The following is a 21527-nucleotide window of genomic DNA, read 5'->3' as shown; positions in this document are numbered from 1 at the left end:
CCGGGGCCGCGCACCAAGGCAAAGCAAAAGCTGTACCAGACAATTGCAGTGAACCTTCACCGACACCGGTGACTCGAAACCAGAAGTAAACAGACCAGCCACTCACGGAGATAACCATGGCCAGAAAAACGGCAAAGACTGCTCAAGAAATACTGATGGCGGATTTTCAAACCCTGGTCAGCGATACCGAGAAGCTGCTGGACGACACGGCGATCCTCGCCGGTGACCAGGCTGACGAGCTTCGCAGCAAGATTCACGAAAGCCTGCTCAAGGCCCGTGAAACCCTGCAACTGACCGAGGACTCCCTGCGCGAACGCGGCCAGGCGGCGGTCACGGCCACTGAAGACTATGTGCAGGCCAACCCCTGGCAGTCCGTCGGCATTGCGGCCGGCGTGGGCTTTTTGATCGGCCTGCTGGCTACAAGGCGCTAATCATGTCTATCGGCGAATCCGGCTCGTCCACGGGCCCAAGTTCTACTTCACGGCGCCTGGGCGCGGCTGTCCTGGGTTTGCTGCACAGCCATGTCGAGCTGTTCGGCATCGAGTTGCAGGAGCAGAAAGCCCGCACCGTCAGCCTGTTGCTGTTCGCCGGCCTGGCGCTGGTGTTTGCCTTGCTGTTGCTGGTGGGTTTGTCGGCGCTGGTGATGATCCTGGTGTGGGATACCTACCGCCTGACCGGGATTATCAGCCTGTGTGTGTTCTACATACTGGCCGCAGCATTCTGCGGGTTGCGCCTGAAGGCGGCGGTGTTCGATGAGTCCACGCCGTTCCACGCCACCCTCGAAGAGCTGGCCAACGACCGGGAGCGCCTGCTGCCATGAGCATGACTGAATTGCCGCAAAACACTTCCCGGCGAGAAATGCGCAAGGCGTTGATCCGCCTGCGCATGGAAATGCACCGCCAGGAAATCCGTCACGAGTCCCAGCAACTGATGCTGCCGCTGCAAAAGGTCCGCAACATGGGCCAGAGCTGGCAGGACGGTTTTGGCATCAAGCACGCGCCGCTGTGGGGCGTGGGCGTGGTGACGCTGCTGGGGTTTCTCACCGGCAAAGGCGCCAAGGGTGGCGGAATCGGCACCATGACCCGCCTGGTGCGGCTGGGTGCCGGCCTGATCCCGCTGATCAAACTGGCCATGCAAGGTGCTTCGCGCAAAAGTTGAGCGTGCTGGCTGCATTCTTGCAAACAGATCAGGCCCGGCCCTCTCCATTGAGGGCCGGGCCTTTTTTATTTCCGGTCTTTTAAGGAGGCCCCGTGATCGACGGGCAACCGCTCGCCTGCTTCCAGCCATTCATCGACACCGCCACCGGCCGCATCGCCGGCGTAGAAGCCCTGGGCCGCCTACGCCAGGCGAATGGCCAACTGCGCTCGGTGGGTCCGCTGTTCGCCGACCCGCGCACGCCCTCGGTGGCCTTGCGCCGCCTGGACCGGCAGATCCGTGACAATGCCCTGAGCCGCCTGCATGAAGCCCCGCAGGAGTGGTTCCTCAGCCTGAATATCTCGCCACGCTGGATCACCCGCCTGCGCCCGGGCCAGGCACTGCCGAGCCTGAAGCAATTGCAACTGCATAACGTCGACCCGCGCCGCATCGTGTTCGAGATCACTGAACTGGGCGGCGATATCCTGCGCCTGGCCGAAGTCGTCGAGCGCTACCGCGAGGCCGGCGCGCGGATTGCCATTGATGACTTCGGCGCCGGCTATTCGCAGCTGGACCGGGTGCTGGCCTTGCAGCCGGACATTCTCAAGCTGGACATGCGCCTGTTCCAGGCCGCGGCCCGCGGTGGCCCGAGCGGTGAGGTGGTACGGGCACTGGCGCAAATGGCGGAAAAAACCGGCTGCTGGATCATCGCCGAAGGGGTGGAAACCGAGGGCCAACTGAATTTCGCCCTGGAATGCGGTTCGCGTTATGTCCAGGGCTACCTGTTCGCCCAGGCCCAACTGGACTGGTTCGACACCGACGCATTCGTGCCGCGCTTCGCCCAGTTGCGCACCGGCTATGTCCAACAGAAGCTCGCCGAACGTGGCCGGATCATGCAACTGCGCCAGCAACTGGCGGAGCTGATGCAGATCCTGCAAACCTGGGCCCACACCCGTGCACCGCTGAGCCATCTGCCGCAATTGACGGGGTTTCCCTGGCTGCTGCGTTTTTACCAGTGCGACCGGCATGGCACGCAATTGACGCCCAACTTCGAATGGCACCAGGGCGCCTGGCAAGCCGACAGCCGCTACCTGGGCCACAACTGGTCATGGCGTCCGTATTTTTATCATTTGCTGGCCGAAGGTTGGGAGGAGCGGCGGCTGACCCTCTCCTCAACCTATCGCGATGCCACGACCAACCAGTACTGCCTGACTGCCGGACAATTCTTTGATAATGGTCAGCGCCTGCTGTTAATCGATATCGACGCCGCCGGCCTGTAGTTTTTCGCTTGCGAAGGCCTGGCTGAACCGGGAAGCTGGGAGCCGTCATTCACCGCACGGAGAGTACCCGCCTTGGATTGGCCCACCCTGCTTACCCGCGAACGCCTTGGAAAACCCCTGCACAGCCCGGAAGAACTGGGGCGCAGTCCGTTTCACAAAGACCATGACCGCATCATCTTTTCCGGTGCGTTTCGCCGCCTGGGCCGCAAGACGCAAGTGCACCCGGTGACCAGCAACGATCACATCCACACCCGGCTGACCCACTCCCTGGAAGTCAGTTGCGTGGGACGATCCCTGGGCATGCGCGTGGGCGAGACCATCCGCAGTGCCCTGCCCGACTGGTGCGACCCGAGCGACCTGGGCATGGTGGTGCAGTCGGCCTGCCTGGCCCATGACATCGGCAACCCACCCTTCGGCCATTCCGGCGAGGACGCGATCCGGCACTGGTTCCAGCAAGCTTCAGGCCGTGGCTGGCTGGATGACATGAGCAGCGCCGAACGCAATGACTTCCTCAACTTCGAAGGCAATGCCCAGGGCTTCCGGGTACTCACGCAACTGGAATACCACCAGTTTGATGGTGGCACCCGCCTGACCTACGCCACCTTGGGCACCTACCTGAAATACCCCTGGACCGCCCGCCACGCCGACTCCCTGGGCTACAAGAAACACAAGTTCGGCTGCTACCAGAGCGAACTGCCGATCCTGGAGCAGATCGCCCAGAAGCTCGGCTTGCCGCAGTTGGAAGAACAACGCTGGGCCCGGCACCCGCTGGTGTACCTGATGGAGGCGGCCGACGATATCTGCTACGCGTTGATCGACCTCGAAGACGGCCTGGAAATGGAGCTGCTGGAATACGCCGAGGTCGAGTCACTGCTGCTGGACCTGGTGGGCGACGACTTGCCGCAAACCTATCGGCAACTCGGCCCGCTGGATTCCCGGCGACGCAAGCTGGCGATCCTGCGAGGCAAGGCCATCGAACACCTGACCAACGCCGCGGCCCGGGCGTTCGTCGAACAACAGGACGCGCTGCTGGCCGGCACCCTGCCGGGGGACCTGGTGGAACATATGCACGGCCCGGCCAAGCGCTGCGTGCTGGATGCCAAGGACATGGCCCGCAAGAAGATCTTCCAGGACAAGCGCAAGACCCTGCATGAGATCGGCGCCTACACCACCCTGGAAATCCTCTTGAATGCCTTCTGCGGCGCGGCCCTGGAACAACATGGCGGTCGCACACCGTCGTTCAAGAACCGACGCATCCTCGACCTGCTGGGCAATAGCGCCCCGGACCCTTCCTGGTCATTGCACGCGTCCTTCCTGCGCATGATCGACTTTATCGCCGGCATGACTGACAGCTACGCCAGCGAGATGGCCCGCGAGATGACCGGCCGCTCCAGCCCGCAATAAATCGGAGCCCTGGCTGATGGCCAGGGCGACTTTTCAAAGAATCGCCCTACGCACGGAACAGAGCGGCCTGATCGAAGTTCTTCCCCGCCGCGATGAATAATCGCGCGCCCTGACCGCAGTCTTTCGACCTGCTCCTGCGCCCGATAGCTGGCGGGCCCATTAACTTCTTACTACACGCCCTGGTGGAGCGTCTTCAGGGCTCTTGTCCATTCCATGGAAAAAACCATGCTCGAACAACTTCGCATCCTGTTGGTGGAGGATCACCCCTTTCAATTGCTGGCCACCCAATGCCTGCTACGAAACTATGGCTACCACGACCTGGCACTGGCCGAGAATGCAGAACAGGCAATGCGGCTGATGACACAAACCGACGTGCCATTCGATATTCTGCTCTGTGATCAATGTTTGCCCGACTTGCCTGGGCTGGAGTTGATTGAAATTGCCAACCGCAGAGGCTTTATAAGGTCCGCGATATTGCTCAGCGGCCTGCCCGTCAATGAACTGGAACACCTGATGGCCCAGGCATCCCGACGCAACTTTCCATTACTTGGCTATTTGTCGAAGCCGTTAAGCCACCTTGAGCTGAATGAACTCATACGCCAATCACGCCTTACTCGCTCAACAGAAAAGTAGGAAGTTAAACACCCGGGCAATCCGAAAACGCCTCTTTATAACGCTGCCCTCTCACGACCAGTTACTTTTAAATTCCACCCACGCAAAACTCTTACACCCAAACAACAAACACCTCACAGAGCGTAATCCCTTGCTTTTTTTGATGTAGGATTATTCTTGTTTTACGTTTGTTCCACATCAAGTTCATCCTCCTTCATTGCCATGTGAGCTAATGTGCCGACTTTATTTGCGCCTGTATGGAATTTGATCATGAACTCAGTTTTTATTATTGACGACCACCCCGTCATCCGACTTGCCATTCGGATGTTGTTAGAACACGAAGGCTATAAAGTAGTGGGAGAAGCCGATAACGGTTGTGATGCGATACAAATGGTCAAGGAGTGTCAGCCTGACCTGATTATCCTTGATATCGGCATTCCGAAACTCGATGGCCTGGAAGTGCTGTGCCGGTTCAACGCAATGAGTACACCGACCAAGACGTTGATACTCACTGCCCAGACCCCCAAGCTCTTTGCTACCCGGTGCATGCGCTCCGGCGCGGATGGCTATGTGTGCAAGGAAGGTGACTTGAGCGAACTGCTCAGTGCCATCAGGGCGGTCTTGTCAGGTTACAACTACTTCCCGAGCCAGGCCCTTAACGGCAGCACTAACGAAACGGATAACAATGAAGAGCTTGAACTTTTCAAAGTCGTCAACGATCGTGAACTCATGGTATTACAACTTTTTGCCCAAGGCCGGACAAACAAGGAAATCGCCAAGGGCATGTTTCTCAGCAACAAGACCGTCAGCACTTACAAAAAAAGGCTCATGCAAAAACTGAAAGCCAAATCCTTGGTAGAACTTATCGAGATGGCAAAACGTAACGCGCTAGTGTGAGAAATCGGATGCCCAGGCGATTAAAGGACTATCTAATCATATTGAGTATCGGGGTGTGCCTCAGCACTTCCGTGCCTGCCGAACAAACTGTTCCCGAGCAATATGCCCTGCTGGGGCGTGCCGGTGCCGTTCAACTGGACACCCCCCTGAACAAGACACAACGCCAGTGGCTGCAGAACAAACGGGAACTGATACTGGGCACCTCTGCACCCGACTATCCGCCCTTCGACATCACCTCCAGCGGGCGTGATTATGAAGGGCTGACTGCCGATTACGCCGGGCTGCTGGCCAGGACACTGGCGATACCGCTCACCGTGTTGCGCTACTCCTCCCGTGAAGCCGCGATCCAGGCGCTGGCAAACGGCGAAATCGATTTTCTGGGGTCTGCCAACGGTTTTGAAGCGGCGAATCCCGACATCGTCCTGTCACTGCCCTACGCAGTGGATCAGCCGGTACTGGTGACCCGTGAAGGTGAGAACCGCGACCTTGGCGACGGCCTGGCCGGCCTGCGCCTGAGTCTTGTCTACCATTACCTGCCCATGGACGAAGTGCAGGCGCTGTACCCCAAGGCGACCATCCACGCCTACCCGTCCTATCAAAATGCCTTGAATGCCGTGGCATTCGACCAGGCTGACGTATTCCTGGGCGACACCATTTCCACTCACTACATGATCAACAAGGGCTACCTGAAAAATATCCGCATGGCCAACTTCGGCAAGCACGAGGCCCACGGGTTCAGCTTCGCCTTGCGCAAGGATCAACCCATTCTCCTGAGTATCATCGACTCAGTGCTCGATGGCGTATCAACCTATGAACGTGACAGCATCGCCAAGCGCTGGAGTGCGGGCAGCGACATTCTGCTGACCGACCGCAAGCTGCAACTGAGCCTGCGCGAAGAGCGCTGGCTCAAGGACAACCCCGTGGTGAAGGTGGTGGTCAATGAAACCCTCGCCCCCCTGACGTTCTTCGATACCGACGGCAAGTTCCGGGGCGTCACCGCCGACGTGCTGGAGCTGATCCGCCTGCGAACCGGCCTGCGCTTCGAGATTCAACACGTGCGTGACGTCGCCAACATGATGGAACTGGTGCAGACCGGCGCAGCCGACATCATCGGCGCAATTACCCCCAGTACCGGGCGCGAGTCCCAGTTGAACTTCAGCCGCCCCTACCTGGAAAACTCCTACGTATTACTGACCCGTAAAGAGCCGGGCGCGCCCACAAGCCTTCAAGAACTGGCCGGCAAGCGCCTGGCGATTACCCAGGGCAATCAGCTGGAAAAATTCCTGCAGCAGGCATTTGCCCAGATAAACCTGGTGGAAACCGGGGATACCTTCAAGGCATCGGAATTGCTGGCACAGGGGCAAGTCGACGGCGCAGTGAACCCTTTGGTGATCGCCAACTACCTGCTTTCTTCTCCGGCATTCCAGGACAAACTGCAGATCAGTTCCAGCATCGGCACGTTGCCTGCGACGTTTGCCCTGGCGACGTCCCGGCACGCCACGGAGCTGAGTTCGATCCTGGACAAGGCACTGCTGAGTATCGCCCCGGATGAGATGGCCGCGATCAACAGCCGCTGGCGCGGCTACAACGCAGCGTCCGATGGCTACTGGCGCAATTACCATCGCCTGATTGCCCAGATCATCATCGGCACCGGGCTGCTGCTGTTGATTTCCCTGGCCTGGAACGGCTACCTGCAGCGCCAGATCAAGCACCGAAAACTGGCCGAGCGCGCCCTTAACGACCAGTTCGAGTTCATGCGGGCGCTGGTCAATGAAACGCCCCATCCGATCTACGTACGCGACCACAACGGCTATCTGCAGACCTGCAACGACAGCTACCTGCAGACGTTCGACATCAAGCGTGAAGACGTCATCGGCAAAAGCATCACGCAGATGAGCATGGCCCTTGAGACGGAGGCGGCGCAGTACCATGCCGACTACCAGCGGGTAGTGGCCGAGGGTAAACCGTTGATCCTTGATCGCACCCTGCACGTGCACGGGAAAAAACTCACGATCTACCACTGGATCCTCCCCTACCGCGACTCCGTGGGCGAGGTCCAGGGCATCATTGGCGGCTGGATCGATATCAGCGAACGGCGCCAGTTGTTCGACGAACTGCGCGCCGCCAAGGAACGCGCCGACGAGGCCAATCGCGCGAAAAGCACGTTCCTGGCCACCATGAGCCACGAAATCCGCACGCCGATGAACGCCGTCATTGGCATGCTGGAATTGACACTCAAGCGCGCCGATCAGGGTCATCTTGATCGCCCTGCGATCGAGGTCGCCTACAACTCGGCCAAGGACCTGCTGGAGTTGATCGGCGACATTCTGGACATTGCACGTATCGAGTCCGGTCGATTGAGCCTGGCCCCGGAGCGGGTCAACCTGCGCGAAGTCATCGAGTCGGTGGTCCGCGTGTTCGATGGCCTGGCGCGCCAGAAAACCCTGAGCCTGGTGCTGGAGTTCACCCCCGATGTCGAGGATACCGACGTACTGATCGACCCTCTGCGGTTCAAGCAGGTGCTCTCGAACCTGGTGAGCAATGCGATCAAGTTCACTGAACGCGGGCAGGTGAAGATCAAGGTGCAGCTGAAGGCGACCGGACAACCTCAACAGATCGAGATGAAACTGGTAGTGGAGGACACCGGCATCGGGATCAATCGCGAAGACCAGCTACGCCTGTTCGAGCCGTTCGCCCAGGCCGACAACTCCGGGCACCTGGCCAGGAGCGGCGCCGGCCTTGGCCTGGTGATCTGTCGCAGCCTGTGCGCCATGATGGGCGGGCAATTGAGCCTGAGCAGCGTGCCCATGGTAGGCACCCAGGTCCACGTCAGCCTGAAGATGACCAGCCTGCCGCCGGTCAAGGCCGTAGACAAGCTCGAACCGGCCGCAGCCACGCCGGCGCCAGTGCTCAACGTGCTGGTGGTGGATGACCATCCGGCCAACCGCTTGCTGATGTGCCAGCAACTGGGTTTCCTGGGGCATCAGTTCACCGCGGCCCATCATGGTGCTGCGGGGTTCCAGGCCTGGCGCCAGGAACACTTCGACCTGGTCATTGCCGACTGCAATATGCCGATCATGAACGGCTACGAATTGAGTCACTCCATTCGCGAGTATGAGGAGCGCGAGCAGAAAACTCCGTGCGTGATACTCGGCTTCACCGCCAACGCGCAGCCCGAGGAGAAACAACGCTGCTTTGACGCCGGCATGAATGACTGCCTGTTCAAACCCATCAGTCTTACTGCGCTGGAACAGCACCTGGCGCAGGTCGATCCGCTGCCCACCCGCAACGTGTTTACCCTGCAAAGCCTGGACGCGATGACGGGCGGTGACCCACAGTTGAGCCGGCGTTTGCTCGAGGAGTTGCTCAGCAGCAGCCGGAATGATCGGGTCGAGCTGATGGCCATGCTGGCACGGCAAGCCGCGCCCGGCGACCTGATCGACCAGGCCCACAAGATCAAGGGCGCCGCCCGGATCATCCAGGCCGATACCTTGTCCGGACAATGCGAAGCGTTGGAGCAGGCGTGTGGCGAACGCGAGACACCACACGTTATCGAGGCGGGCATCAAGGCAGTAGAGAAATCCATGCTTGAGCTGGAGAGGATGCTGCAGATGCAACTGGACGTGCTGGACTGTCGATAGTCTGCAGGAGCGAACTTGCTCGCTCCTGCAGGAGACTCACCCCATCAACAATCGGTCAACCGCAGGAAAATCGCCGCCAACTGCTCGATGCCGGCCTGATCCTGCGGGGTAAACCGCGACAGCGATGGGCTGTCCAAGTCGAGCACACCAATCAAGCGCCCGTCCTTGACCAACGGGACGACCAACTCGCTGTTGGACGCACTGTCACAGGCGATATGCCCCGGGAACGCGTGCACGTCTTCCACCCGCTGGGTTTGCCGCGAGGCCGCTGCCGCGCCGCACACACCGCGACCGAACGGAATGCGCACACAGGCGATCTGCCCCTGGAACGGCCCGAGCACCAGCTCTTCATTGCGGTTGAGGTAGAAGCCTGCCCAGTTCAAATCATCCAGCTGGTTGAACAGGAACGCAGAAAACTGCGCGGCATTGGCAATGAAATCCCGCTCATCCGCCAACAGCGATTCCAGCTGCGCATGCAGCATGGCGTAGCCATCGAGGCCGGTTCCAGCCTGTTGCAAATCAATCATGGTTGACGCTCCAACAACTTGAGGCCCACCCAGTAGCGGGCGAACTGATAGGCACAACGGCCGTTGCGATTACCGCGCCCGGTGGCCCAGCGCACGGCGAGGATGTCCAACTCTTCATCGCGTTGCCACTGCAGACCGGCCTTACTCGCCAACTCACCGATCCAGTGCTCGACCACATCCAGGAAGTGCTCCTGATTGAACGGGTAAAACGACAGCCACAAACCGAAACGGTCAGACAGGGCAATCTTGTCCTCCACCGCTTCGTTGGGATGCAGCTCGCCGTCTATGGTCTTCCAGTTCTCGTTATCGCTCTGGTTCTCGGGCACCAGGTGACGACGGTTGGAGGTGGCATACAACAGGACGTTTTCCGGCGCCTGCTCCAGGGAGCCGTCGAGTACGCTCTTGAGCACACGATAATCGCTCTCGCCGGCTTCGAAAGACAGGTCATCGCAGAACAACACAAAGCGTTGTGGCAATTTGATCAGTTGCTCGACCACCCGCGGCAAGTCCGCCAGGTGATCGCGCTCGATTTCGATCAGGCGCAGCCCGGCCTTGGCGTGCTGCGCCAGCAAGGCGCGCACCATGGACGATTTACCGGTGCCGCGCGAGCCCCAGAGCAGCGCATGGTTGGCCGGCAGGCCGTCGAGAAACTGTTGGGTGTTACGGGCCAATTGTTCGCGCTGTTTATCCACGCCGATCAGGTCGGACAGGCGCATATCCAGGCTGACTTCCAGTGGCAATAAAAAGCCGCTGCGACCTTCGCGCTGCCAACGGGCAGCCAGGCAATGGTTCCAGTCAACGGCTTCACGCGGGGCAGGCAACAAGGGCTCCAGGCGAGCCAGTACCGCGTCGGCACGCTCAAGAAAGGCATTCAATCGAGAATCCACGACTATTCCTCTGGCAAGTTCTTGTAAAAGATGGCGTATTGGCAACCCTGAGGCAGACCGTGCAGGGCTGCACCGAATAAAATCGATTCATGCCGGGCAAGTTTGAGCCTGTGGATGTTCAGCTATGCTTGCCGGGCGAAAGGAAACGTAAAGTGGTACAGCACCCGATGGATATCAAGTTCGCCCACCGCTTGTCTTATAAACAAGCCAGACTGACAGTGCTGGTCGGATTCGTCTTGGGAACCTTGCTCAGCCTGATACAGATTGGGATTGATTATGCCAGCGAAGACGCTTCCATCAACCGGGAAATACGTGCGCTGATTGAAATCAGCCATAACCCGGCTTCGCGCATCGCCTACAACATCGACGCCGAGCTGGCCCAGGAACTGACGCTGGGCCTGCTGCACTCCCCCGCCATCACCCATGCACAACTGATCGACAACAACGGTTTGGTGCTGGCCGATGTCCATCGCCCGCGCAAGGAAAGCACCTACCGGCCCATCAGCGACTTCCTGTTTGGCGCCAACCGCCAATTCGAAGATCGGCTCTACCTCGCCCACATGCCCAACGATTCCCTCGGTGTACTGCGTCTTGACGTAGACACCTACGCGTTCGGCAGCCGCTTCCTGCACCGCGCCGAGATCACCCTGCTCAACGGCTTCGCCCGCAGCCTGATCCTCACCGGCATTCTGTTGGCGCTTTTCTACGTGATGCTGACCAAGCCGCTGGTGCGCATTATCCGCGAGCTGAGCTCACGCAAGCACGAGCGCCTGGACTGCCCGCCGGGGCACGAGCACGACGAGATCGGCGTACTGGTCAGCGTCGCCAACCAACAGTTTGAAAACATGGAGACTGAAATCCAGCAACGCCGGCATGCTGAAAATCGCCTGACCGAATACCTCGGCCAACTGGAAGACATCGTCTCCGCACGCACCACCGAGCTCAAGGCGATCAATCATCGGCTGACGCTCTCGAACGACGAGCTGGAAGCGGCGAAGATGACGGCCCTGGGCATGGCCCAGGCACGGGCGGCGTTCCTGGCCAACATGAGCCATGAAATCCGTACACCGCTGAACGGCCTGCTGGGGATGATCGCCCTCTCCCTCGACAGCCCGCTGAACGCCGAGCAACGCCAGCAACTGTCGATCGCCCATGACTCCGGCAAAGTACTGGTGGAGCTACTCAACGATATCCTCGACCTGTCGAAGTTCGACGCCGGCCAACTGGAACTGGAAAGCATCCCGTTCGACCTCGGTTCACTGGTGGAAGACACCGCCAACCTGCTCTCGCAAAACGCCGCGCCCAGCGTGGAGCTGACGTGCCTGATCGACCCGCAGTTTCCCGCCCAGGTGCTGGGCGACCCGACGCGGGTACGGCAGATTGTCAGCAATTTGCTGTCCAACGCCCTGAAGTTCACGCGTTTCGGCCGGGTGGATGTACGCCTCAGTGCCCAGGCCGGCCGAATCAGGATCGAGGTGTGCGACACCGGTATCGGGATCGCCCAGGATGCCCAGGTCAAGATTTTCCAGCCGTTCACCCAAGCCGGTGCGGGCATCACCCGCCAGTTCGGCGGGACAGGCCTGGGCCTGGCGCTGACCCACAACCTGTGCGAAGCCATGAAGGGCCGCCTGAGCATCAGCTCGGAAGCTGGCTTTGGCAGCCAGTTCTGTGCCGACCTGCCCTTGCCGACCCACTTGCCGGCGGTGCGCCTGGCGCCTTTGGCTGGAGATGTAATCGCCATCACCAGCACCAGCAGCGGGCTGGCAGAACTCCTCACCAGCCTGCTGCCGAGTTGGGGCCTGGCTCCGCGCTGTTATTCCATCGACGATGACTTGAGCGGGCAGAATCCCGACCTGCTGATCACCGACTGCCCCGAATGCCTGTTCCGCCTGCGCCCGATGATCACCGCCCCGATCCTGGTGGTAACCGCCTACGGCAACTTCATGCCCAGCGAAGAAGTCGCGGCCCTGGCCCCCTTGCAGCAACAGGCCCGCCCCCTGAGCCGCACCGCGCTGTACCAGGTCCTGCAACGCAACTTGCGCACCGATCCGGACCTGGTCCTGGACCTGATCCAGCTGGAAACCGGCCCCCTCGCCCACCGGGCGCGCATCCTGCTGGTGGAGGACAACCCGGTCAATCAACTGGTGGCCAAGGGCATGCTCGGCAAGCTCGGGTGCGAGGTGATCGTCGCCGCCCACGGTGGTGAAGCCCTCAAGCTGCTGGAAGAGCAAGGCTTCGACATGGTGTTGATGGACTGCAATATGCCGGTGATGGATGGCTATGAGGCCAGTCGGCAGATCCGCCGCAGCGGGCGCTGGCCGGACTTGCCGATCGTCGCCTTGACGGCCAATGCCATGTCCGAGGAACGCGAGCGCTGCCGGGCTGCGGGCATGAACGATTACCTGGCAAAGCCGTTTCGCCGGGAAGAACTCAAGGCCTTGCTCGATCTGTGGGTGCCGACTACGACAAGTCTTTGATCTGGCGCAACAGCTGATCCAGACCGTCACGCAAGGCATCGGCCTGGTTCAGATCAACGCCGCTGTCACACAACAGGCGGGCCTTCAGCGGCTGCACCCGGTCGCGCAGGTGCCGGCCTTCATCGGTCAGGCTCAGGTGCACTTCACGCTCATCCAGCGCACTGCGCTGACGCCGCACCAGGGTAAGCTGCTCCAGGCGCTTGAGCAGTGGCGTCAGCGTGCCGGAATCCAGCAGCAGGCGCTCGCCCAGGGCCTTGACCGTAGGCTGCGACACCACTGCAGCCTGCCATTCCCACAGCACCAGCATCACCAGGTATTGCGGATAGGTCAGGCCCAACTGATCGAGCATCGGCTTGTAGGCCCGGGTGACTGCGCGGGAGGCGGCGTAGAGCTTGAAGCACAGTTGGTCGTCGAGGGCCAGGGACAGGTCGGTCATTTGAGCAGGGCTTCGATCTCTTGGGTCAGGTCCTGGGGCTTGGTGGTCGGGGCGAAGCGCTTGACCACCTGGCCGTCGCGACCGATCAGGAACTTGGTGAAGTTCCACTTGATGCCCTTGGAGCCCAGCAATCCCGGGGCCTGCTTTTTGAGCTGTACGAACAATGGGTGGGCATCGCTGCCGTTGACGTCAATCTTCTTGAACAGCGGGAAACTGACACCAAAGTTCAGCTCGCAAAACTCCGAAATGGCGCCTTCGTTGCCCGGCTCCTGCTTGCCGAACTGGTTGCAGGGAAAGCCCAATACCACCAGGCCCTGGTCCTTGTAATGCTGCCAGAGCTCCTCAAGCCCCTTGTATTGCGGGGTGAAGCCGCACTTGCTGGCAGTGTTGACCACCAGAATCGCCTTGCCGGCGAAATCGGCCAAGGTCTTTTGCTCACCCTTGATGGTGGTGCAAGGGATGCTCAGCAGGTTGTCGCTCATGGCAGTGCCTCTACAGAGATAAGAAGGACTGAACGATAGTAGGCAATTCAATTGCGTGCAATTTAATTGGCGGGACTTATGCCTTGATATAACGGCCCCTGCGGGCACGAAGCCCGCAGGAGCTTGACGGCTCAGCGCGGTACCAGGTCCAGGCACACCGAGTTGATGCAGTAACGCAAACCGGTCGGCGGCGGTCCGTCCGGGAACACGTGGCCCAGGTGCGCATCGCACTTGGCGCAGGTGACTTCGGTGCGGATCATGCCGTGGCTGACGTCCCGGATCTCGACCATGGCCTGCTTGGCGATCGGCTCGTAGAAGCTGGGCCAGCCGCAGCCGGAGTCAAACTTGGCCCTGGAATCGAACAGCGGCTCATTGCAGCAGATGCAGTGGTAGACGCCGTCGGTCTTGGTGCCGTTGTACTTGCCGCTGAACGGTCGCTCGGTGCCTTTGAGGCGGCACACGTTGTACTGCTCCGGGTCGAGCATGGCTTTCCATTCTTCAACGGTTTTCTGCAACTTTTCCATCGGTACACCTCGGCAACTGAAAAAGCCTGATCTGTGTCTTTTCCATGGATCAGGCGGCACGTATGATTGCGCCTCTTCAAAGCGCCAGTCTGGCACCCGCGTTACCGGCATTCAAACGTATTTATGGGTCAGGCCAACGCAGGATTCTCAGCACGGTAGTCTTCACACCGTCTGGATCGTTCATTTTCAGGATCACATCGCCATGCAGGTCAGCAAATCGAACAAGCTCGCCAACGTCTGCTACGACATTCGCGGCCCGGTGCTCAAGCACGCCAAACGCCTGGAAGAGGAAGGCCATCGCATCCTCAAGCTGAACATTGGCAACCCGGCACCCTTTGGTTTCGAAGCGCCGGACGAAATCCTCCAGGACGTGATCCGCAACCTGCCTACCGCCCAGGGCTACAGCGACTCCAAAGGCCTGTTCAGCGCGCGCAAGGCCGTCATGCAGTACTACCAGCAGAAGCAGGTTGAAGGTGTCGGCATCGAAGACATCTACCTGGGCAACGGCGTGTCCGAGCTGATCGTCATGTCCATGCAGGCCCTGCTCAACAACGGCGACGAAGTACTCGTTCCGGCTCCCGACTACCCGCTGTGGACCGCCGCCGTAACCCTGGCCGGTGGCCATCCGGTGCATTACCTGTGTGATGAAGGCGCCGACTGGTTCCCGGACCTGGCCGACATCAAGGCCAAGATCACCCCGAACACCAAGGCCCTGGTGATCATCAACCCGAACAACCCCACCGGCGCCGTCTACTCCAGGGAAGTGTTGCTGGGCATGCTCGAACTCGCGCGCCAGCACAACCTGGTGGTGTTTTCCGATGAGATCTACGACAAGATCCTCTACGACGACGCCGTGCACATCTGCACCGCCTCCCTGGCGCCGGACCTGTTGTGCCTGACCTTCAACGGGCTGTCTAAATCCTACCGGGTGGCGGGCTTCCGTTCCGGCTGGATCGCCATTTCCGGCCCCAAGCACAATGCCCAGAGCTACATCGAGGGCATCGACATGCTGGCCAACATGCGCCTGTGTGCCAACGTGCCGAGCCAGCACGCCATCCAGACCGCACTGGGCGGCTACCAGAGCATCAACGACCTGGTGCTGCCACAAGGCCGCCTGCTGGAGCAGCGCAACCGCACCTGGGAACTGCTGAACGCGATTCCCGGCGTCAGTTGCGTCAAGCCGATGGGGGCGCTGTATGCGTTCCCGCGGATCGACCCGAAAGTGTGCCCGATCCTCAACGACGAGAAGTTCGTGCTCGACCTGCTGCTGTCGGAAAAGCTGCTGGTGGTCCAGGGTACGGCGTTCAACTGGCCGTGGCCGGATCACTTCCGGGTGGTCACCCTGCCGCGGGTGGATGACCTGGAGATGGCCATCGGTCGCATCGGCAACTTCCTGAAGTCCTATCGCCAGTAATGGGCATTGCGCTGTACGGCCCACCCGTGGTCGTACAGCGATTATCTGGCAACACTTCTCTGCCCTGCGCGGGCGGTATCGCCTTTTACGCCTGCCGGCTCCACCCTTGCTCGGGCATCACCCTATAATTACAGGGCTGCAAGGTAATGGGGCGAGGCTGCCGAGCCACACCAGGCCTCGGAAATTCCCTTCAAGGCTCTACATTCAGGCTGTAGGACACAGTTTGAAATAGTCCCCCGGTTGAATAGCCCCATGCCGCACCTTATATACCCCGCAGTACGCGACATATTAAGCATGAGGAGAATTCTACAACCATGATGCGCATTCTGCTGTTCTTGGCCACTAACCTGGCGGTCGTGCTGATTGCCAGCATCACGCTGAGCCTTTTCGGCTTCAATGGGATCATGGCGGCCAACGGGGTTGATCTGAACCTCAATCAGCTGCTGATCTTCTGTGCGGTCTTTGGTTTTGCCGGGTCGATTTTCTCGCTGTTCATCTCCAAGTGGATGGCGAAGATGAGCACCAGCACCCAGATCATTACCCAGCCACGCACCCGTCATGAGCAATGGCTGCTGCAGACCGTCGAGCAACTGTCCCGCGAAGCCGGGATCAAGATGCCTGAAGTCGGGATCTTCCCGGCCTATGAAGCGAACGCCTTTGCTACCGGCTGGAACAAGAACGACGCCCTTGTGGCCGTCAGCCAGGGCTTGCTGGAGCGGTTCTCGCCCGACGAAATCAAGGCGGTGCTGGCCCACGAGATCGGCCACGTGGCCAACGGTGACATGGTCACCCTGGCGCTGGTCCAGGGCGTGGTGAACACCTTCGTGATGTTCTTCGCGCGGATCATCGGCAACTTCGTCGACAAGGTGATCTTCAAGAACGAACAGGGCCAGGGCATGGCCTACTACGTGGCGACCATCTTCGCCGAACTGGTACTGGGCTTCCTCGCCAGCTCGATCGTGATGTGGTTCTCGCGCAAACGGGAATTCCGCGCAGACGAAGCCGGCGCACGCCTGGCCGGTACCGGCGCGATGATCAGCGCCCTGCAGCACCTGCGCTCCGAACAGGGCTTGCCGGTGCACATGCCGAACACCCTGACCGCCTTTGGCATCAACGGTGGCATCAAGCAGGGCATGGCTCGCCTGTTCATGAGCCACCCGCCACTGGAAGAGCGAATTGACGCACTGCGTCGTCGCGGCTGATAGCGACAAGAAGAAGGGGCGATTCAATCGCCCCTTTTTTGTGGGCGCTCTTCAGCGCCTGGCCAACCGGTACACCCGCTCGTCCAGGCGCGTGACGCCGTCCTGAACAAACTTCCAGCTGTCCCCCAGGATGTCCTGCTCCTGCAGCACATCCAGGCTCCACCGGCCGCCCAGGAGCAATTGCACTTCCTCATCGCTCACCGCGAACGGCGGGCCGGCCTTTTGCGACTGTTCATAGTCGAGGGTGATCAACAGGCCACGACTGCCTCCCGCCAGAATCTCATTCAAGTGCGCCGCATACTGCTCGCGCATCAACGGTGGCAGGGCAATCAGCGCCGCCCGGTCGTAAAGCGCTGTGCAACCAACCACGGCCCCGGCATCCAGGGCGAAGAAATCCCCGCACCACAGCTCGATGGAACCCGCCTGGAAGACTTTGAAAACACCGCGCTGGCTGACCTGCGGCGTCAGCTCCTGCTCGCTGAAAAACTCTTCAACGGCCTTTTCCGACAACTCGACCCCGATCACCCGATGCCCGATGCTCGCCAGCCACACCAGGTCCAGGCTCTTGCCGCACAACGGCACCAGCACCTGCGCCCCGCTCGCCACACCCAGACCGGGCCAGTGGCGCAGCAGGTAAGGATTCACCTCGGGCAAGTGGAAACCCGTCTGATTGCGCGCCCAACGCTCATGCCAAAATCCAGGTTCCATGATTTATTCTAAAAATTGATCAAATAGCGCTAAAACTTATATTAGATTTAGATCAATGATCTGATTGAAGATGGTCCCATCTTAACCCTCAGGACCCTACTCATGCTGCCCAGCCTGTTTATCTCCCACGGTTCGCCCATGCTTGCCCTGCAACCCGGTGCCAGTGGCCCGGCACTCAAGCGCCTGGCGGCCGAGCTGCCACGCCCCAAGGCCATTGTGGTGGTCTCGGCGCACTGGGAAAGCCAGGGGCTGCTCGTGACTGGCAGCGCCGCACCAGAGACCTGGCACGACTTCGGCGGCTTCCCACGGGAACTGTTCGCGGTGCAGTACCCGGCCCCAGGTGACCCGCAGTTGGCCGCCCAAATCGTGCAGCTCCTCAAGGCTGACGGCCTGGAAGCGCGCATTGATGATCAGCGCCCCTTCGACCACGGCACCTGGGTGCCCCTGTCGCTGATGTACCCGGCGGCCGATATCCCGGTGGTGCAGGTATCGCTGCCAAGCCGCATGGGCCCTGCCCTGCAAACCCGTGTCGGCCACGCACTGGCGAGCCTGCGGGAACAGGGCGTGCTGCTGATCGGCTCCGGCAGCATTACCCACAATCTCGGCGAACTGGACTGGCATGCCGGGCCGGAGAGCATCGAGCCCTGGGCGCGGGATTTTCGCGATTGGATGGTCAGCAAACTGGCAGCCAACGATGAAGCCGCGCTGCACGACTATCGTCGCCAGGCACCTCATGCCGTGCGCAGCCACCCCAGCGACGAGCATTTGCTGCCGCTGTATTTCGCCCGGGGCGCCGGCGGTGAATTCAGCGCAGCCCACCAAGGCTTTACCATGGGTGCGCTGGGCATGGACATCTACCGTTTCGCCTGATTGCAGGCAAAAAAAATCCCCGAACCAGTCGGGGATTTTTTATGTTCGATCAATCAGCCCGGGGGCGGATCAATCTTCGCGGTAGCGACGCAGCTTCAACTGCTTACCGGCAACGCGGGTGTCCTTCAGCTTGGTCAGGAGTTTCTCCAGGCCATCTTCCGGCAGCTCTACCAAGGAGAAGCTGTCACGCACCTGGATGCGACCGATTGCTTCACGTGCCAGGCCACCCTCGTTGAGGATAGCGCCCAGCAGGTTCTTGGCAGCGATGCCATCACGCGCGCCCAGCGCGGTACGGCAGCGAGCACGGCCTTCAGCCAATGGAACCGGAGCACGACGCTCACGATCACCACGGTCCGGACGGTCGCCAGTACGCTCTGGACGATCACCGCGCGGAGCGTTGTTCGGCACCAGTGGACGTTCTTTCTCGATGGCAGCCAGGGTCAGGGCCTGACCGTTGGTAGCCTTGCGCAGCAGGGCTGCAGCCAGGGCACGCGGGGTGCAACCGATATCGGCAGTCAGGCGGTCCAGCAGGTCGCCGTGGGTCGATTCAGCATCAGCCACCAGTGGCGACAGGCTGTTGGTCAGTTTCTTGATGCGCGCATCGAGAACGGCCTGGGCATCCGGCAGGCGGACTTCGGCAACTTTCTGACCGGTTACACGCTCGATCACTTGCAGCATGCGGCGCTCACGTGGAGTCACCAGCAACAATGCACGACCTTCGCGACCAGCACGGCCGGTACGGCCGATACGGTGAACGTAGGACTCTGGATCGTAAGGCATGTCAACGTTGAACACGTGGGTGATACGTGGAACGTCGAGGCCACGGGCAGCAACGTCGGTCGCCACAACGATGTCCAGACGGCCATCCTTGAGGGAGTCGATCACGCGCTCACGCTGGTTCTGGGCAATGTCACCGTTCAGCGCAGCGGCTTTGTAGCCTTTGGCTTCCAGGGCGCTGGCCAGGTCCAGGGTCGCTTGCTTGGTGCGCACGAACATGATCAGGGCGTCGAAGTCTTCGACTTCCAGCAGGCTCAATACAGCCGAGGTCTTCTGGTCAGCGTGAACCAACAGGTGAGCCTGTTCGATCGCGGTAACGGTCTGAGTCTTGGTCTGGATCTTCACGTGTTGCGGATCGCGCAGATGGCGTTCGGCAATGGCACGGATCGACTGTGGCAGGGTAGCCGAGAACAGTACGGTCTGACGGGTTGCTGGCAGTGCCTTGAAGATGACTTCCAGGTCGTCCATGAAGCCCAGCTTGAGCATTTCGTCAGCTTCGTCCAGAACCAGGTGGTTCACGGTCGACAGCACTTTTTCGTCGCGACGCAGGTGGTCGCACAGACGGCCCGGAGTGGCGACAACGATCTGTGCGCCGTTACGGATTGCTTTCAGTTGTGGGCCCATAGGCGCGCCGCCGTAAACGGCCACAACGGTAACGCCCGGCATTTGCTTGGCGTAGGTTTCGAAAGCGGTTGCTACTTGCAGCGCCAACTCACGGGTTGGCGCCAGGATCAGGGCTTGCGGCTCGCGCTTGGCAGGATCGATGCAGTGCAGGATTGGCAGGGCGAACGCGGCGGTTTTACCGGTACCGGTTTGCGCTTGGCCAATCATGTCTTGGCCGGCCATGATGATCGGGATCGATTGCTGCTGAATAGCCGAAGGTTCTTCGTAGCCAGTCGCGATGACGGCAGCAAGAATGTTCGGGTTAAGATTAAAAGCGGCGAAGCCGCCGGTTTCCTGGGTCATGGGTCTGCCTCTAAGTGCATCCGCAAAGACCCATGCTCCAAAGCTGCGCATGCCGTGTTGAGACTCAAGAGTCGCCCTGGCTGCTTTGTCGGCGGGGATTTGCGAAAACGAATGAATGAAAAAGATTCGTCAAGGAAGAGTCCGCTGTGCGGACGTGCAGCCGAAGCTGACTTCGGGGAATTGCGCTACCTAAACGCGGCCCGGTTAAAGGCCGGCGCGCACTATACCGGAAATCGCTGAAAAAGGGAGCTTTTTTTATCGCAAACCGCAGGTAAACGCCTCTGCATCAAAGGCTTTGCGCATCCAGGCAGCAGGGTCTATTTTTCAAAGGCCCGGCCCTGTTGGTCATGACGCTTAAACGGTTCACCCTTAACAGCGGGCCCTTCGGTCCGAAACCTCCCTTTGCGCCCGAGGGCACACCCCATGAACCAAGCCACCAACAGCCGCGTCAGCCGTGAACAGCAGGGTCATATCCTGTTGCTGGGCCTGGATCGCGTGGCCAAGCGCAATGCGTTCGACCTGGAATTGCTCAATGATTTGAGCCTGGCGTATGGCGAATTTGATCGCAATGAGGAAGCGCGGGTGGCCATTGTCTTCGGGCATGGCGATCACTTTACCGCCGGATTGGACCTGGCCAATGTGGGGCCCACGATGGCACAAGGCTGGCAACCGCCGTTGGGTGGTTGTGATCCGTGGGGCGTTTTCGCGGGGCCCCGGGTCAGTAAGCCGGTGATTGTTGCGGCTCAGGGGTACTGCCTGACCATTGGTATCGAGTTGATGTTGGCGGCGGATATCAATCTGTGTGCCAGCAATACCCGGTTTGCGCAGATGGAAGTGCAGCGCGGGATTTTTCCTTTTGGGGGCGCGACGTTGCGCTTTCATCAGATCGCGGGGTGGGGGAATGCCATGCGCTGGTTGCTCACGGGGGATGAGTTTGATGCCCATGAAGCGCTGCGGTTGGGGTTGGTGCAGGAGGTGATGGCCAGCGAGGATTTGTTGCCCCGGGCGGTGGCGCTGGCAAACCGCATTGCCCAGCAGGCGCCGCTGGGGGTGCAGGCCACGCTGATGTCGGCGCGCCAGGCACGGATCGAGGGGGAGACCGCGGCGGCGGCCGGGTTGCCCGTTTTGGTGGAGAAACTGCTGAATAGTGAGGATGCCAAGGAAGGTGTACGGGCGATGATCGAGAAGCGGCCTGGGGTTTTTAAAGGCTGTTGATTGTGGAGGGGGGCTTGGGGCGGGGTACATATCCGTTATTTAGGTAACGGCCACTATTGGTTCCGCTCTTACAG

The 21527-nt window shown here is 60.3% G+C and carries 20 protein-coding genes; 13 read left to right on the top strand and 7 right to left on the bottom strand.

What is annotated here, in order from left to right:
* Window positions 1-116: 116 nt before the first annotated feature.
* The 8 genes from HX839_RS28435 to HX839_RS28400 all read left to right on the top strand — a co-directional run bounded on the left by HX839_RS28435 (window position 117) and on the right by HX839_RS28400 (window position 8968).
* Window positions 117-431: a YqjD family protein gene (locus tag HX839_RS28435; RefSeq protein ID WP_003209080.1), complete on the top strand. Its 315-nt coding sequence runs from the start codon at window positions 117-119 to the stop codon at window positions 429-431.
* 2 nt (window positions 432-433) lie between these two features.
* Window positions 434-820 carry a phage holin family protein gene (locus tag HX839_RS28430; RefSeq protein WP_003209078.1) on the top strand — a complete coding sequence of 129 codons (387 nt, stop codon included), beginning with the start codon at window positions 434-436 and terminating at the stop codon, window positions 818-820.
* Complete coding sequence (locus HX839_RS28425) at window positions 817-1158, top strand: hypothetical protein (protein ID WP_008432159.1); 342 nt, start codon at window positions 817-819, stop codon at window positions 1156-1158. The genes HX839_RS28430 and HX839_RS28425 overlap by 4 nt, the downstream gene beginning before the upstream one ends.
* 92 nt (window positions 1159-1250) lie before the next feature.
* Complete coding sequence (locus tag HX839_RS28420; protein ID WP_102606005.1) at window positions 1251-2414, top strand: EAL domain-containing protein; 1164 nt, start codon at window positions 1251-1253, stop codon at window positions 2412-2414.
* 72 nt (window positions 2415-2486) lie between these two features.
* On the top strand, window positions 2487-3818 hold the full coding sequence (locus tag HX839_RS28415) for a deoxyguanosinetriphosphate triphosphohydrolase (protein ID WP_003209075.1): 1332 nt from the start codon (window positions 2487-2489) through the stop codon (window positions 3816-3818).
* Window positions 3819-4043: 225 nt separating this feature from the next.
* On the top strand, window positions 4044-4451 hold the full coding sequence (locus tag HX839_RS28410; protein WP_003209073.1) for a response regulator: 408 nt from the start codon (window positions 4044-4046) through the stop codon (window positions 4449-4451).
* 249 nt (window positions 4452-4700) lie between these two features.
* The gene (locus tag HX839_RS28405; protein ID WP_003209072.1) at window positions 4701-5327 is read left to right on the top strand and encodes a response regulator transcription factor; all 627 of its coding nucleotides are present in this window, start codon (window positions 4701-4703) and stop codon (window positions 5325-5327) included.
* A gap of 8 nt (window positions 5328-5335) precedes the next feature.
* Entirely contained in the window at window positions 5336-8968 is a 3633-nt protein-coding gene (locus HX839_RS28400) for a transporter substrate-binding domain-containing protein (RefSeq protein ID WP_177068057.1), read from the top strand.
* A 44-nt stretch (window positions 8969-9012) separates the two neighbouring features.
* Here the strand turns inward: HX839_RS28400 and HX839_RS28395 are convergent, their stop codons facing one another.
* A complete protein-coding gene (locus HX839_RS28395) occupies window positions 9013-9495 on the bottom strand; it encodes a GAF domain-containing protein (RefSeq protein WP_003209067.1) in 483 nt (160 codons plus the stop codon).
* Entirely contained in the window at window positions 9492-10382 is an 891-nt protein-coding gene (locus HX839_RS28390; RefSeq protein ID WP_003209065.1) for an ATP-binding protein, read from the bottom strand. The genes HX839_RS28395 and HX839_RS28390 overlap by 4 nt, the downstream gene beginning before the upstream one ends.
* Window positions 10383-10549: 167 nt before the next feature.
* Between HX839_RS28390 and HX839_RS28385 the strand changes: the two genes are divergently transcribed.
* Window positions 10550-12859, top strand: coding sequence for a response regulator (locus HX839_RS28385; protein ID WP_177068056.1), 2310 nt, complete (start codon window positions 10550-10552; stop codon window positions 12857-12859).
* On the opposite strand, the gene HX839_RS28380 is transcribed toward HX839_RS28385, so the two are convergent.
* From HX839_RS28380 to msrB, 3 genes are all read right to left on the bottom strand, one after another.
* A complete protein-coding gene (locus tag HX839_RS28380; protein ID WP_134326006.1) occupies window positions 12843-13295 on the bottom strand; it encodes a MarR family winged helix-turn-helix transcriptional regulator in 453 nt (150 codons plus the stop codon). The two genes, HX839_RS28385 and HX839_RS28380, sit on opposite strands and share 17 nt — an antisense overlap.
* Entirely contained in the window at window positions 13292-13777 is a 486-nt protein-coding gene (locus HX839_RS28375; protein WP_003209061.1) for a glutathione peroxidase, read from the bottom strand. Before HX839_RS28375 ends, HX839_RS28380 begins: the two co-directional genes overlap by 4 nt.
* 131 nt (window positions 13778-13908) lie before the next feature.
* The gene (gene msrB, locus HX839_RS28370) at window positions 13909-14301 is read right to left on the bottom strand and encodes a peptide-methionine (R)-S-oxide reductase MsrB (RefSeq protein ID WP_134326005.1); all 393 of its coding nucleotides are present in this window, start codon (window positions 14299-14301) and stop codon (window positions 13909-13911) included.
* 202 nt (window positions 14302-14503) lie between these two features.
* On the opposite strand from msrB, the gene HX839_RS28365 reads away from it, so the two are divergent.
* Together HX839_RS28365 and htpX are read left to right on the top strand one after the other, a co-directional pair.
* On the top strand, window positions 14504-15715 hold the full coding sequence (locus HX839_RS28365; RefSeq protein WP_003209058.1) for a pyridoxal phosphate-dependent aminotransferase: 1212 nt from the start codon (window positions 14504-14506) through the stop codon (window positions 15713-15715).
* 314 nt (window positions 15716-16029) lie between these two features.
* The gene (htpX, locus tag HX839_RS28360; RefSeq protein WP_003209055.1) at window positions 16030-16917 is read left to right on the top strand and encodes a protease HtpX; all 888 of its coding nucleotides are present in this window, start codon (window positions 16030-16032) and stop codon (window positions 16915-16917) included.
* Window positions 16918-16968: 51 nt separating this feature from the next.
* On the opposite strand, the gene HX839_RS28355 is transcribed toward htpX, so the two are convergent.
* Window positions 16969-17625, bottom strand: a complete 657-nt coding sequence (locus HX839_RS28355; protein WP_177068055.1) for a thiopurine S-methyltransferase — start codon at window positions 17623-17625, stop codon at window positions 16969-16971.
* Between the two features lie 102 nt (window positions 17626-17727).
* On the opposite strand from HX839_RS28355, the gene HX839_RS28350 reads away from it, so the two are divergent.
* Window positions 17728-18495, top strand: coding sequence for a class III extradiol ring-cleavage dioxygenase (locus HX839_RS28350; RefSeq protein WP_003209052.1), 768 nt, complete (start codon window positions 17728-17730; stop codon window positions 18493-18495).
* Window positions 18496-18564: 69 nt separating this feature from the next.
* Here the strand turns inward: HX839_RS28350 and HX839_RS28345 are convergent, their stop codons facing one another.
* The gene (locus HX839_RS28345) at window positions 18565-20238 is read right to left on the bottom strand and encodes a DEAD/DEAH box helicase (RefSeq protein WP_003209050.1); all 1674 of its coding nucleotides are present in this window, start codon (window positions 20236-20238) and stop codon (window positions 18565-18567) included.
* A 423-nt stretch (window positions 20239-20661) separates the two neighbouring features.
* On the opposite strand from HX839_RS28345, the gene HX839_RS28340 reads away from it, so the two are divergent.
* The gene (locus HX839_RS28340; protein WP_177035732.1) at window positions 20662-21453 is read left to right on the top strand and encodes a crotonase/enoyl-CoA hydratase family protein; all 792 of its coding nucleotides are present in this window, start codon (window positions 20662-20664) and stop codon (window positions 21451-21453) included.
* The last annotated feature ends 74 nt before the right edge of the window (window positions 21454-21527 follow it).

The sequence above is a fragment of the Pseudomonas sp. I8001 genome (assembly GCF_013385345.1).
In the GTDB taxonomy this organism is placed as follows: Bacteria; Pseudomonadota; Gammaproteobacteria; order Pseudomonadales; family Pseudomonadaceae; genus Aquipseudomonas.
This window is presented reverse-complemented; position numbering and strand designations above follow the sequence as displayed.

Coding starts and splice junctions, on each gene's coding strand:
- HX839_RS28355 (WP_177068055.1), bottom strand. CDS start 17,625: ATGGAACCTGGATTTTGGCATGAGCGTTGGGCGCGCAATCAGACGGGT.
- HX839_RS28345 (WP_003209050.1), bottom strand. CDS start 20,238: ATGACCCAGGAAACCGGCGGCTTCGCCGCTTTTAATCTTAACCCGAAC.
- HX839_RS28435 (WP_003209080.1), top strand. CDS start 117: ATGGCCAGAAAAACGGCAAAGACTGCTCAAGAAATACTGATGGCGGAT.
- HX839_RS28395 (WP_003209067.1), bottom strand. CDS start 9,495: ATGATTGATTTGCAACAGGCTGGAACCGGCCTCGATGGCTACGCCATG.
- msrB (WP_134326005.1), bottom strand. CDS start 14,301: ATGGAAAAGTTGCAGAAAACCGTTGAAGAATGGAAAGCCATGCTCGAC.
- HX839_RS28430 (WP_003209078.1), top strand. CDS start 434: ATGTCTATCGGCGAATCCGGCTCGTCCACGGGCCCAAGTTCTACTTCA.
- HX839_RS28425 (WP_008432159.1), top strand. CDS start 817: ATGAGCATGACTGAATTGCCGCAAAACACTTCCCGGCGAGAAATGCGC.
- htpX (WP_003209055.1), top strand. CDS start 16,030: ATGATGCGCATTCTGCTGTTCTTGGCCACTAACCTGGCGGTCGTGCTG.
- HX839_RS28400 (WP_177068057.1), top strand. CDS start 5,336: ATGCCCAGGCGATTAAAGGACTATCTAATCATATTGAGTATCGGGGTG.
- HX839_RS28340 (WP_177035732.1), top strand. CDS start 20,662: ATGAACCAAGCCACCAACAGCCGCGTCAGCCGTGAACAGCAGGGTCAT.
- HX839_RS28350 (WP_003209052.1), top strand. CDS start 17,728: ATGCTGCCCAGCCTGTTTATCTCCCACGGTTCGCCCATGCTTGCCCTG.
- HX839_RS28410 (WP_003209073.1), top strand. CDS start 4,044: ATGCTCGAACAACTTCGCATCCTGTTGGTGGAGGATCACCCCTTTCAA.
- HX839_RS28365 (WP_003209058.1), top strand. CDS start 14,504: ATGCAGGTCAGCAAATCGAACAAGCTCGCCAACGTCTGCTACGACATT.
- HX839_RS28385 (WP_177068056.1), top strand. CDS start 10,550: ATGGATATCAAGTTCGCCCACCGCTTGTCTTATAAACAAGCCAGACTG.
- HX839_RS28380 (WP_134326006.1), bottom strand. CDS start 13,295: ATGACCGACCTGTCCCTGGCCCTCGACGACCAACTGTGCTTCAAGCTC.
- HX839_RS28375 (WP_003209061.1), bottom strand. CDS start 13,777: ATGAGCGACAACCTGCTGAGCATCCCTTGCACCACCATCAAGGGTGAG.
- HX839_RS28405 (WP_003209072.1), top strand. CDS start 4,701: ATGAACTCAGTTTTTATTATTGACGACCACCCCGTCATCCGACTTGCC.